Annotated in this window: 10 protein-coding genes; all 10 read left to right on the plus strand. The window is 44.1% G+C overall.

The features are described from left to right. On the plus strand, positions 1 to 689 hold a 689-nt coding region (locus HZC12_03535; protein MBI5025799.1), incomplete at its 5' end, for a 3-dehydroquinate synthase. 15 nt (positions 690 to 704) lie between these two features. Further along, a complete protein-coding gene (gene nifA / locus HZC12_03540; protein ID MBI5025800.1) occupies positions 705 to 2231 on the plus strand; it encodes a nif-specific transcriptional activator NifA in 1527 nt (508 codons plus the stop codon). A gap of 19 nt (positions 2232 to 2250) precedes the next feature. Continuing rightward, positions 2251 to 3495 carry a tetratricopeptide repeat protein gene (locus tag HZC12_03545; protein ID MBI5025801.1) on the plus strand — a complete coding sequence of 415 codons (1245 nt, stop codon included), beginning with the start codon at positions 2251 to 2253 and terminating at the stop codon, positions 3493 to 3495. A gap of 383 nt (positions 3496 to 3878) precedes the next feature. Further along, positions 3879 to 4721 (plus strand): nitrogenase iron protein, encoded by an 843-nt coding sequence (gene nifH, locus HZC12_03550; protein ID MBI5025802.1) that lies wholly within the window; start codon positions 3879 to 3881, stop codon positions 4719 to 4721. Beyond that, the gene (gene nrfH / locus HZC12_03555) at positions 4718 to 5173 is read left to right on the plus strand and encodes a cytochrome c nitrite reductase small subunit (GenBank protein ID MBI5025803.1); all 456 of its coding nucleotides are present in this window, start codon (positions 4718 to 4720) and stop codon (positions 5171 to 5173) included. The genes nifH and nrfH overlap by 4 nt, the downstream gene beginning before the upstream one ends. 128 nt (positions 5174 to 5301) lie before the next feature. Further along, positions 5302 to 6729, plus strand: coding sequence for an ammonia-forming cytochrome c nitrite reductase subunit c552 (locus HZC12_03560; protein ID MBI5025804.1), 1428 nt, complete (start codon positions 5302 to 5304; stop codon positions 6727 to 6729). Positions 6730 to 6765: 36 nt separating this feature from the next. Continuing rightward, positions 6766 to 8112 carry a nitrogenase molybdenum-iron protein alpha chain gene (gene nifD, locus HZC12_03565; GenBank protein ID MBI5025805.1) on the plus strand — a complete coding sequence of 449 codons (1347 nt, stop codon included), beginning with the start codon at positions 6766 to 6768 and terminating at the stop codon, positions 8110 to 8112. A gap of 37 nt (positions 8113 to 8149) precedes the next feature. After that, positions 8150 to 9655, plus strand: coding sequence for a nitrogenase molybdenum-iron protein subunit beta (gene nifK, locus HZC12_03570; protein ID MBI5025806.1), 1506 nt, complete (start codon positions 8150 to 8152; stop codon positions 9653 to 9655). Positions 9656 to 9798: 143 nt separating this feature from the next. Further along, on the plus strand, positions 9799 to 12447 hold the full coding sequence (nifE, locus tag HZC12_03575; GenBank protein MBI5025807.1) for a nitrogenase iron-molybdenum cofactor biosynthesis protein NifE: 2649 nt from the start codon (positions 9799 to 9801) through the stop codon (positions 12445 to 12447). A gap of 118 nt (positions 12448 to 12565) precedes the next feature. Further along, positions 12566 to 12961, plus strand: coding sequence for a nitrogen fixation protein NifX (gene nifX, locus HZC12_03580; protein ID MBI5025808.1), 396 nt, complete (start codon positions 12566 to 12568; stop codon positions 12959 to 12961). Positions 12962 to 13156 lie beyond the last annotated feature (195 nt).

Consider the following 13156-nt stretch of genomic DNA (forward strand, 5'->3'; position numbering starts at 1 on the left):
TTGCACAGGTGGATAGTTCTGTAGGAGGCAAGACAGGCGTTAACCACCCCTTAGGTAAGAACATGATAGGAGCATTCTATCAACCATCTCTTGTCCTTATTGATGTGGAGACATTAAAAACACTTCCGCAGAGGGAATTTAGGGCAGGGATCGCAGAGACAATAAAGTACGGCGTTATTGCAGATAGAGAACTCTTTGACTATATCGAGAAGAACAGGGCTAACATAATTGCCCTCGATGATGACCTCATACATGTGATAAAACGCTCCTGTGAGATAAAGGCATCTGTTGTTGAAAAAGACGAGCGGGAAACAGGCCTAAGGGCCATACTTAACTACGGTCACACCATTGGGCATGCAATAGAAACTGCCACAGGATACACGAGGTTTCTCCATGGAGAGGCAGTGGCTATTGGTATGTGCCTGGCATCTGACCTTGCGGTGAAAATAGGGCTTCTCCAGAGAAAAGAGGCCCAGCGTATAAAAACCCTTGTAAGTTTATATGGGCTGCCAACCAGGATACCTGACGATATAGATGTTTCCAGTATATTTGATTCTATGGAGATTGATAAAAAAGTTAAATCAGGACAGATGAGATTTATCCTTCCAGCATCTATCGGAGAGGTGGAAATAAGAGAAGTGGTTGACAGAAGGCTTATTACAGAAATCCTCACGCCTCAAACCTCTTAATGATATAATACCTCTATGGCCAAAGATTACAAGACGTTAGAAATCTCCACACTGTATGAGATAAGTAAGATACTCGGCTCTTCCCTTAATTTCAAGTCAAACCTCAAGAGCGCAATGAAAATCCTGTCAGAGTATTTGGACATGAAGAGGGGGACTGTTGCTTTAAAGAAAGATGGAGAGATTATAATTGAGGCAGCCCATGGACTTACTCAGGATGAGATAAAAAGGGGGAGATACAAATTGGGTGAAGGAATCATAGGCCGTGTTGCCAAATTGGGCTCTCCAATAGTTATTCCGAATGTGGGAGATGAGCCTCTGTTCCTTGACAGGACAGGTGCAAGACAAAAAATAAAGAAGGACAATATTGCTTTTCTCTGTGTGCCAATAAAATTCAGGAATGAAGTGCTCGGTGTTCTGAGTGTTGACAGACTTTTTGAGGCTAAAGGCATCTCGGTTGAAGAGGATTTAAGACTTCTCAAAATTATTGCATCACTTATAGCCCAGTCAGTCAAACTTTACAGAGAAGTTGAAAAGGAAAAGGAGACCCTGCTTGAAGAAAAGGAAGAGCTAAAGAGGGAGCTGAAGGGCAAATATAAATTAGAGAATGTAATAGCTCAATCAGACAGGATGCTCGAGGTCTTTGAAGCGGTTCACCGTGTGGCAAAGGCCCGGACCAACGTTTTTCTTAGAGGCGAAAGTGGCACAGGGAAAGAGCTCGTAGCAAAGGCAATCCATTACATGAGCCCGAGGGCAAAAGGGTCTTTTATTAAATTTAACTGTGCATCAATCCCTGAGGGACTCCTTGAATCTGAACTTTTCGGTCATGAAAAAGGAGCATTTACAGGCGCTACAGCCATGAGGAAGGGGAGATTCGAGCTTGCAGATGGCGGGACTATATTTCTCGATGAGATTGGCGACCTCCCACTAAAACTTCAACCAAAGATATTACGTGTTCTTCAGGAAAGGGAATTTGAAAGGGTTGGCGGAGAAAAGACAATAAAGGTAGATGTCAGACTTATAGCTGCAACAAGCAGAGACATCGAAGGGCTTGTATCGCAGGGCAGATTCAGGGAAGACCTCTATTACAGGCTTAATGTTGTGCCGATACTTCTGCCTGCCCTCAGAGAGAGGAAAGAGGATATTCCGATTCTGGCAGAATATTTCCTCAAACGCTTCAACGAAGAAAACGAAAAGAAGGTATCAATGTCTTCCGATGCTTTAAAGATATTGATGGACTATGACTGGCCGGGAAATGTGCGAGAGCTTGAAAACACCATAGAAAGACTTGTTGTGATGTCTGATAAAAATATTATAAAACCATCAGACTTTCCTCTAAACCTCAGGAGCCCTGTAGTAAAGATAACTCTGCAAAAGGAGTCCCTGAAGAGCAGCCTTGAAGAGACAGAAAAAGCAGGAATCATTAATGCCCTTGAAAAGACAGGTTGGGTTCAGGCCCGTGCGGCTAAACTGCTGGGCCTTACACCACGACAGATCGGATATAAAATGAGGAAGTATGGAATAGAGGAAAAGAGTGAAGTTTGATAGACGATTATGAGACGAGATGGTCAGGGTTATAGTTTATAGCGGCCTTGGAATATGTATTATCCTTGCACTGTATATCCATTTTAATGTTCAGCCTGATGTTCCTGAAGTTCGTGAGTCTAAGACAGTCAAAGAGGAATCATTAAGCCTACAAACTCCTCCTGCTCGTGAAGCTGAAATAAGCACAATAGAACAGGTTCAGACAGAGTCCTTGTCGGAATCGACTCGTACCGAGAATGTCATTGAGCAACCAGCTACTGTTATCCCTGAGCATGTTTTAAGGTGGCAGGCAGCAGTTGAGAAACTCAAAGCGGGCAGGTATCAGGAGGCTGCAAAAGATTTCCAGGAACTGACTGCGCATGAGCCAAAGGCATACTTCGGGCTTGGTTTTTCTTATTTTCAGCTTAAAGAAGAAGAAAAGGCGCTGGATGCACTTCAGGAGGGCCTGAAACACGGTGAAGATGCACAGGCAAGAAAGCTTATCGGCACCATTTATTACAGAAAAGATGAACTTGAAAAAGCTATCGAACACTGGCAGAAAGCAGTTGAACTTGATCCTAAGGACTCTTTAACAAGGCGTTCCCTTGAAAAAGCAAAGTCAGAGAAAAAGGCTCAGGGAGATAATTATTCAAGGGAATCCACCAGACACTTTACATTATTTTACGATGGTTATGTACAACGAGATGTTAGCAGGCTTATTTTGCACCTGCTTGAAGATGCATACAGCTATGTAGGCAGTTCGTTTAATCACTTTCCATCAGAAGCTCTGACCGTAATACTTTACACAAAAGAAGATTTCTATGTAACGATAAAGAATCCCTTCTGGAGCAGGGGCGTCTACGATGGAAAGATAAGGATTCCTGTTGGTGGAGTTGATGAAAAAGCAGACTCTCTATTAAAACCGGTTATATTCCACGAATACACTCATGCCCTTGTCCATTCTATAACTCAAAGATGCCCTACATGGATTAATGAGGGGCTTGCAATGTATTTTGAAGGAAGACCGAAGCCATCTGTAAAAAAGAAAATACCCCTCAGATACCTCGAAGGTTCGTTTATGCATCTTGGACATGACGCTGCGAGGATAGCATATAAACAGAGCTATTCAGCCACGCTTTACCTTATTGATAGATACGGCCTTTCAAGGATAAAAGATTTACTCTATGCGTTTTCAAAAGGCAAGAGCATAGACGATGCCTTCAGAGATGCCCTGTCCATATCTTATGAGGACTTCTCCGCTGAATGGCAGCGGCAGGATAGCTGAGCGCACCTTTCTTTTTTAGTTCCTATCCATAAGACGTTTCTTTATTATTCCAAATAATGCAATTTCACCACAGAGCACACAGAGATAAATTTTAATAAAACTACAGAGACTCGCCTCGCTGCGAAGCGGGTAAGAATAACCACTGAGGCACAGAGACACAGAGAATTTTTAAAACATATCTTCACTTTTTATCCCTCAGTGCCTCTGTGTCTCTGTGGTTTTCTTTAATGCATTTCCCCCTTGTCATAGACATTTTTGTATTGATGCAGACAATATTGTTCTGCGCATAAACCATTCAACTTACTTCATTCCTTGAATTTACTTGTTTTTCAATATGGCATGGCTATTGCTTTTCAATAATTTAAAAAAGACAGGAGGATTTTATGAGACAGATAGCGGTTTATGGTAAAGGTGGTATCGGTAAATCGACAACAACACAGAATACGGTCGCAGGTCTTTCAGAGACTGGATACAAATGCATGATAGTGGGATGCGATCCAAAGGCTGATGCGACGAGATTGATACTCCATAAGAAGGCACAGACTACAGTAATGGACCTCGCCAGGGAGAGAGGCACTGTAGAGGATATTGAAATAGATGAAGTGCTCCTTACCGGCTTTAAAGGTATAAGATGCGCTGAATCAGGTGGTCCTGAGCCCGGAGTAGGGTGTGCAGGCCGCGGAGTTATTACCGCCATAAACTTCCTTGAGGAGAACGGGGCATATGAAGCAGACACTGATTTTGTTTTTTATGACGTCCTCGGAGATGTTGTCTGCGGTGGCTTTGCAATGCCAATCAGGGAAGGAAAGGCCAAGGAGATTTATATAGTGACATCAGGTGAGATGATGGCGATGTATGCTGCAAATAATATCTCAAGAGGTATTCTCAAATATGCCCAGAGCGGCGGTGTGAGGCTCGGCGGCCTTATCTGCAACAGCAGAAAAACAGATAAAGAATATGAATTAATCTCAGAGCTTGCAAAGAGGCTCAATACACAAATGATACATTTCATCCCCAGGGATAATCAGGTTCAGAGAGCTGAGCTGAGGAGGATGACGGTTATTGAATATTCTCCCGAGCATCCACAGGCAGATGAATACAGGACACTTGCAAAAAAAATAGCTGAGAATACAAACCTTGTTATCCCAACTCCTTTAACTATGGATGAACTTGAAAAGCTGCTTATGGATTTTGGAATACTTGAGAACGAGGAGGCAGCGGTATGAAGGTAATAAAAAAGAAGCCTCTCGGGATACCTTCTAAGATATTACTGGCAATGATTGTTGTAGGCGTGATACTCATCCCGCTTATTCCACTTGCAGCAAGAGAGGCGTGGGTCTATACGAATAAACCTGAGTTTTGTGTCTCCTGCCATGTGATGAATAAAGAATACCAGAACTGGTCTCATTCAGCTCATAGAAACTGGGCAGGCTGCAGTGACTGCCATGTGCCCCGGCAAAGTGTTGTTACAGAATTATCAGGTAAGACGAGAGATGGTATTTATCACGGATATGCACAGGTATTTAACAGTAACCACGACCCTATCAGAATCTCAAAACATGGGCAGAATACTGTTATGAGCAACTGTGTGAGATGCCATGAACAGTTAGTGGCAAATATTCATAAAGATGACAGAAAATGCTGGGAATGCCACAGAGGGTTGCCGCATGGGTATTAATGCCTTTACTGTCATTCCCGTGAAGACGGGAATCCAGCCCTGATGATTACTGTCATTCCGAACTTGTTTCGGAATCTCATAGATGCTGAAACAAGTTCAGCATGACAAATAAAAAGGAGGAAGATTCAATGAATAAGAGAAATTTCGTGATGATGACTCTTTGTTTGCTACTTCTGAGCATATTTGCATTTGGTTGCAAGCAAAAAACTCAGACAGTTACATCTGCCATAACCATCCCTGAGGGTGAAAAAGACCCTGCTGTGTGGGGCAAAATATATCCGCTCCATTATGACAGTTATTTGAAGAATAGCGAGAGAACGAAAGGGTACAGCAAATACAGGAATGACGATGAGTGCAGACTAAGCCCATGGCCTTTCCAGCTTGTGCTTTTAGATGGATGGGGAATGGGCGTAGAGTATAACGAGCCGAATGGACACACAGATCTATTGAAGGATCAGCTTAAGATTGATGCCTCCCGCAAAAAGGCTGGTGGTGTGTGTTTGAGCTGCAAAAGCCCTTATGTGCCTGAACTAAAGGAGAGGCTGAAGGTCGATTATTTCAGTAAGCCCTATGATGAGGTCTGGAAAGAAATCCCTGAAAAACACAGAGAGATGGGTCTTGTCTGTGCTGATTGCCATGACCCAAAGACAATGGACTTGCGTATAAACCGATGGGCCCTGATAGAGGCATTAAAGGCTATCGGCAAAGACCCTGATAAATTAACGAGGCAGGAGTTACGGAGCCTTGTTTGTGCACAGTGCCATGTAGATTATAAGATTCCAAAGGACAAAGATGGAAAATCAGTTGGTCTCTTATTCCCGTGGAAGTATGGCAAATGGGGTAATATCACAATTGAGGCTGTAATAAAACAAATTAAGGATGAAAACCTCAGGGAATGGAAACATAAGGTAACAGACCAGAAGATGGGACATATCAGGCATCCTGAATTTGAGCTCTTTGCATCCCCTGGCAATGTCCACTGGGCAGCAGGTCTGGCCTGTGCTGACTGCCACATGCCTTATGAAAGGGCTGGTAAAGAGAAGATTTCTTCCCATAGATGGGAGAGTCCTCTTAAGAAGAATATGAAGGCATGCATGCAGTGCCACAACCAGAGCCCTGAATGGCTGAAAGAGCAGGTATTGAATATCCAGGACAGGGTGAATCACATGTTCACAAAGGCAGGCTATTCAGTTGCCCGTGCAGCATTGATGATTGAGGCTGCAGAGAAAAATCCACGCTCAGACAAGGCATTGATCAAAAAAGCAAAGGAGATTTATGAGGAGGCATATTATCGAAATACATGGATAGGCGCTGAAAATAGCATGGGCTTCCATAATCCGCCCGAATCTTTACGCGTATTGGGTGATGCCCTTGACCAGGGCAGGCAGGCTGAGATGCTCGCAAGGGAGGCAATATTGAAGACAGGTGCAACGCCACCAGAATTGGATACGGCGAAGATTGACCAGATAGTTTTAGAGAGATATAAGTCCACTGATGGAAAGACCAAATTTAAACCTGAAGTAAAAAGAAAGGCCGCCCTATTAGGACAAAAATAGTGAATAGCAACCAGTTGAAAAATTACAGGAGGTCAGATGAGCACTGCCATTAAAGAGACTCAAAAGATGATTGAGGAAGTTCTGGAGGCGTATCCTGAGAAAACGAAGAAGGACAGGACTAAACACCTTGCAGCCAATGACCCTACCGGTCAGTGCAGCACATGTCAGGTCAAGTCCAATGTAAAATCAAGACCTGGTGTCATGACCGTAAGGGGATGCGCCTTTGCAGGTGCAAAGGGCGTTGTCTGGGGACCTGTGAAGGACCAGATTACAATTAGCCACGGCCCAATAGGATGCGGTCAGTATAGTTGGTGGGCGCGGAGAAATTATTATAATGGTCAAACAGGCATAGATACCTTTGGTACAATGCACATCACTACGGACTTTCAGGAGAAAGACATCGTCTACGGTGGTGATAAGGATTTATATGAAGCCTTACATGAGTTGAAAGAACTCTTTCCTCTGGCAAGGGGAATAGGCATCCTCTCGGAGTGTCCTGTTGGTCTGATAGGTGACGACATAGAGGCAGTGTCAAAAAAGACATCAAAAGAATTGGGCATCCCCATCGTTCCTGTAAGATGCGAAGGGTTCAGGGGTGTGAGTCAGTCTCTCGGCCATCACATCGCAAATGATACCATCAGGGATTACATCCTCGGCAAAGGTCAACTTGAAAAATCAACACCGTATGATGTGGCGCTAATTGGTGATTACAACATCGGAGGAGATGCATGGTCATCGAGAAAAATGCTCGAAGAACTCGGGCTGAGGGTTATTGCACAATGGACAGGCGATGCATCGATTAATGAGATGGGTATTGCCAATAAAGCTAAGCTCAACCTCGTCCACTGCTATCGTTCCATGAACTACATATGCAGGCATATGGAAGAGACTTACGGTATTCCATGGGTGGAGTTTAATTTCTTCGGGCCAACAAAGATATACCAGAGCCTGAGAAAGATTGCGTCGTATTTTGACGATGCCATCAAAGAGAATGCAGAAAAGATGATTGAGAAATACAAGCCGATGATGGATGCGGTAATTGAGCAATACAGGCCGCGGCTTGAGGGCAAGAAGGTGATGCTCTATGTTGGAGGCTTGAGACCGAGGCATACCATAGGAGCATATGAAGACCTCGGTATGGAGGTCGTTGCATCAGGATACGAGTTCGGACATAATGACGATTACAAGAGGACATATCCCGATATCAAGGAAGGCACGGTAATCATGGATGACGCCACACTCTATGAACTGGAGGAATTCACGAGGAGGCTAAGGCCTGATATGGTCGGCTCCGGCATTAAAGAAAAGTATTCCTATCATAAGATAGGAGTGCCCTTCAGGCAGATGCATTCGTGGGATTATTCAGGACTTCAGTCAGTGTAAGTCTGTGGCAAAAAATACGGAGGAAGAGATGAAACTAATGAAGATAAGAGACCATAACGAACTTTTTCAGGAGCAGGAGTACTGTGAGCAATTTGAGAGGAAGAAGGAGTTTGAAAATCCATGGCCTGCTGAAAAGGTCAAGGATGTGGCCGAGTGGACAAAGACTGAAGAGTATAAGGAGAAGAACTTTACACGGAAGCATATAAAGATCAATCCTGCAAAGGCGTGTCAGCCCCTCGGTGCGGTCTTTTGCGCCTCTGGTTTTGAGGGAACGATGCCTTTTGTTCAGGGCGCCCAGGGTTGTGTTGCCTATTTCAGGAGTCATTTAAACAGGCATTTCAAAGAACCTTTTGCAGCCATCTCAACATCCATGACAGAAGACGCGGCGGTCTTTGGGGGGCTTAACAATATGCTTGAAGGACTGGAGAACGCATATACCCTTTACCATCCAAAGATGCTTGCTGTCTCAACTACCTGTATGGCTGAAGTCATCGGCGACGATCTGAACGCATTTATAAAACAGGCGAGAGATAAAGGTGTTATACCTCAGGATTTGCCCGTGCCCTTTGCCCATACGCCGAGTTTTGTTGGTTCGCATATCACAGGCTATGACAATATGATGAAGGGGATACTTTCCTCCATCACGGCAGGCAGGAAAGGCGAACCGAATGGAAAGATAAATATCATTCCCGGCTTTGACACCTATACAGGAAATTACCGGGAGTTGAAAAGGCTCCTCACCATAATGGGTGTTGAACATACAATACTCGCTGATGTGAGTGATATATTTGATTCACCGAATACCGGAGAGTACAAACTGTATCCAGGCGGTACACCCTTTGCGGATGCCGTGGATTCCATAAACGCAATGGCCACCATTGCGTTACAGAAATATTCAACCGTAAAGACCATGGATTATATCCAGAAGGAGTGGGGACAGAAGACCCCCGTGCTTTCACCTATCGGAATCAGAAACACAGATAAATTTTTTGACGAGATAAGCAAGATTACAGGAAAGCCCATTCCACAGGAGATCGAGGATGAAAGGGGAAGGGCAGTGGATGCGATGATAGACTCGCATCCCTATGTACATGGAAAGAGATTTGCCCTGATTGGCGACCCTGATCTCCTGCTGGGGGTGATAAGTTTTATTATGGAGATGGGAGGGGAACTTGTTCATATCGTATGTACCAATGGGGATAAAGCATTTGAGCAAGAAGCTTATAATCTCTTAAGTGGAAGTCCCTTCGGAGCAAAAGGAAAGGTCTATGTCGGCAAAGACATGTGGCATCTGAGGTCATTGATGTTTACCGAGCCAGTGGATTTTCTTATTGGAAATTCCTATGCAAAATTTCTCTGGCGAGACACAGAGACGCCGCTTATAAGAATAGGATTTCCATTATTTGACAGGCATCACCTCCACAGATATCCGATTATCGGCTATCAGGGTGTAATAAATCTGGTTAACTGGGTGGTGAACACTGTGCTTGATGAGATGGACAGGAAGACGATCAATACAACGAGTTTTGATGTGATAAGGTGAGGAAACCGTGAACTTTAATGTTTTTATAAACAGACTTGTATCTTATCCGTCATTCCCGCAGTCATTAAGCGGGAATCCAGGAAACAAAGGAACTGGATGCCCGATTAAAAACTTCGGGCATGACAATTTAAAAAAGGATTGCAATGTTAACCAGCACAGATAAATTATTTGAAAACGGCTGTGAGCAGGAGAAGAAGGAGAAAATCTGCCGTTCGCGGGGTGGTGAGTCATGCGCCTTTGATGGCGCTATGATAGTTCTTCAGCCCATTGCAGATACAGCACATATCGTTCACGGCCCTATTGCATGCTGCAGCAATTCATGGGAAGGCAGAGGCACATTGTCTTCAAAGGGCGACCTGCACAGAATGGGTTTTACAACAGATATGAGTGAGGTAGATATTGTGTATGGTTCTGAAGAAAAACTCTGCAATGCCATACTTCAGACCTATGAGGCAGTAAAGCCAAAGGCCATATTTGTCTATGCAACCTGCGTAAGTGGACTTATTGGCGAAGACATAGAGGCTGTTTGCAAAAAGACTGCGACAGAGCTTGGAGTCCGGATTATACCGGTAAATGCACCAGGTTTCGTCGGGCCGAAAAATCTTGGAAACCGGATAGCAGGAGAGGTCTTGCTTGATTATGTAATAGGTACAGGCGAGCCTTCATTAACCCCACCCGTCCTCCCCTTATATAAGGGGAGGAGTGAGGAGGGGTTAATCAATCTCATCGGAGAATACAACATTGCCGGTGATTTATGGCTTGTTGAGCCGATTTTAAAGAATGCAGGAATAAGAATATTGTCGAGAATTACAGGCGATTCTACCTTTGAAGAGATAACTTACGCACACAGGGCAAAGCTAAATATTGTCGTCTGCAGTCGTGCATTGATAAATGTTGCAAAGGCAATGGAAAGGAAATATGGAATTCCGTATATTGAAGTCTCATTTTTTGGAAAGACAGAGATGTCAAAGGCGATGAGAGCAATAGGAGCAATGGTCAGGGGTCAAGGGGCAAGGGAATCTTTAATAGAAAAAATAGAATCAATTATTGCAAGGGAAGAACAAAGACTGGAAGAAAGGCTAAAGGAATACTCAAATCTCAAAGGCAAAAGGGCCATTCTTTATACAGGCGGAGTTAAGAGCTGGTCTTTCATCTCAGCACTTCTTGATTTAGGACTTGATGTAGTTGCTGTGGGAACTAAGAAGAGCACCTTTGAGGATGAGGAGAAGATGAAGGAGATACTGGGCGAAGATGCTCCCCTTGTTGAAGATGTGACTCCAAAGAACCTTCTCAAACTTATGAAAGATAAAAACGCCGATATTCTTGTTGCAGGTGGCAGAAACCAGTATCTCGCCATAAAGGAAGGCTATCCATTTGTGGATGTGAATCAGGAGAGACATATCGCCTATGCAGGCTATGAGGGGTTGATAAATCTGGCAGAGCAGGTAAGCAATAGCATCAGATTTTATGAAAGGGTCAGGGGTCAAGGGTCAGGGGTCAAGGAAAATAAATTTACCCCTTGCCCCTTGCCCCTTGCCCCTCAGAAAAGGGATGTTGTAATTAATCCCCTCAAACATTCTCAATCCATTGGTGCTGCAATAGCTTTTCAGGGAATACATAAGGCACTGCCTATAATTCACGGAGCGCAGGGATGCTCATTCCTCGGGAAGGTGCTTTTAACAAAGCATTTCAGAGAACCCATTGCTCTTGCAAGCACAAAGCTTTTTACCGAAGATGTGGTGATGGGAAGTGAGGAAAATGTAATCAGTGTTGTAGAAAGTATTATAGAAAAACAGCGGCCTGACATGATAGGTATTCTTACATCGGGACTTTCTGAAGTCAAGGGTGATGATGTGGCAAGTGCCATAAAAAGGGTCATGGGTCATGGGTCAGGGGTCATGGCCATTCATGTCTCTACACCAGATTATGAAGGCGGGCTTGAGACAGGATATGCAAAAACGGTGGAAGCAGTGCTTGGTATTGTGGATTGTGGACTGCGGATTGCTGAAGGAAAACAAATTAACATTCTGGCTGGTTCACATCTTACGCCTGTTGATCTCGCAGAGTTAAGGGAAATCATTGAGTCGTTCAGTTTGAAACCCATAATCCTTCCTGATCTTTCTGCCCTTGATGGAAGCAGGCAAGGATTTTCCGCCCTTGCAATGGGAGGAACAGAAATAGGTGAGATAAAGGCAATGGGGGCATCGGAATTTACCATTGCCATAGGCGCAAGCATGGAGCCTGCTGCAAGGATCCTGAAAGAAAAGTTTGGTATTGAATACAGGGTATTTGAAAGCATCTCAGGATTGATGGATGCTGATATTTTTATGAAGACCCTTTCAATGCTGAGTGGGAGACAGATGCCAGCAAGATACGAGAGGCAGAGAAGAATTCTGAGCGATGGGATGAGGGATGCCCATTTTTATTATGGGAATAAAAAAGTCTGTATTGCGCTGGAACCCGATCTTTCAATTCAGACATCCAGATGGCTTGAGGAGATGGGAGCAGAGTTAGAGCTTGCAGTGATTCCGTACCATTCCTCATCAGCAGGTAATATTTTAGCAAGGGATGTGATTGTTGGAGACCTGTTCTCCATCGATGGCAATTTTGATCTTCTCATTTCAAACTCCCATGCTGAAGATGCAGCAAAAAGGCTCGGAACGGCTTTGTATCAGATGGGATTTCCTGTGTACAAGGTTTTGGGCAGCAACTCAAGGATTACCATTGGATACAGAGGAACGCTCAATATGGTTAATGAGGTGGCAAACCTGTTAATGCGAAATATGCATTGATGTCATTCCGTGCTTGACACGGAATCCAGAATTCTTGGTAGGGGCGAACGGCCGGTCGCCCCTACTGGATTCCTGCTTTCGCAGGAATGACGGTCAAATGAAGTAAGGAGGTACATCAATGAAAATAGCATTTGCAACAACCGACGGTGTCAGTGTGGATGAGCATTTCGGCAGGGCAGGGATGTTTGCAATTTATGAAGTTTCATCTGAAGGATATAGGTTTATCGAAAAAAGAAAATTTGCAGAAGGCAGAGACACGGCTGTTGAAGAGACCAGAGGCGATGAAGGTCAGCACGATTTAATAATGCAAAACAAAGTGGAAAGGCTTTCTGATTGCAGAATCGTCTATTTCACAAATATTGGGAGTCCTTCAGCAGCGAGACTTGTGAAAAAGGGCATAATGCCTATAAAGGTAAAAGAGGTAATTTCCATTGAAGGGTCTTTGCAGAAACTTTTGGAGACTATAAAGACATCGCCTCCGCCTTGGCTTAGAAAGGCAATAAATACTCAATAGTGATTTTCACCCTCCCCTTAGTCCCCTCCCATCAAGGGAGGGGAGATTTTGAGTGTTCCCTCTCCCCTTGTGGGAGAGGGTTAGGGTGAGGGGGATATTAATAATAAATTAAAGAGGAGGAAAAGAAGATGAAGATGATCAGGGCGTTTATAAGGCCAGAAAAAGAACAGGAGGTAGTTTTGGCATTAGAGGGTG

Source organism: Nitrospirota bacterium (assembly GCA_016214385.1).
Taxonomy (GTDB): Bacteria; Nitrospirota; Thermodesulfovibrionia; order UBA6902; family JACROP01; genus JACROP01.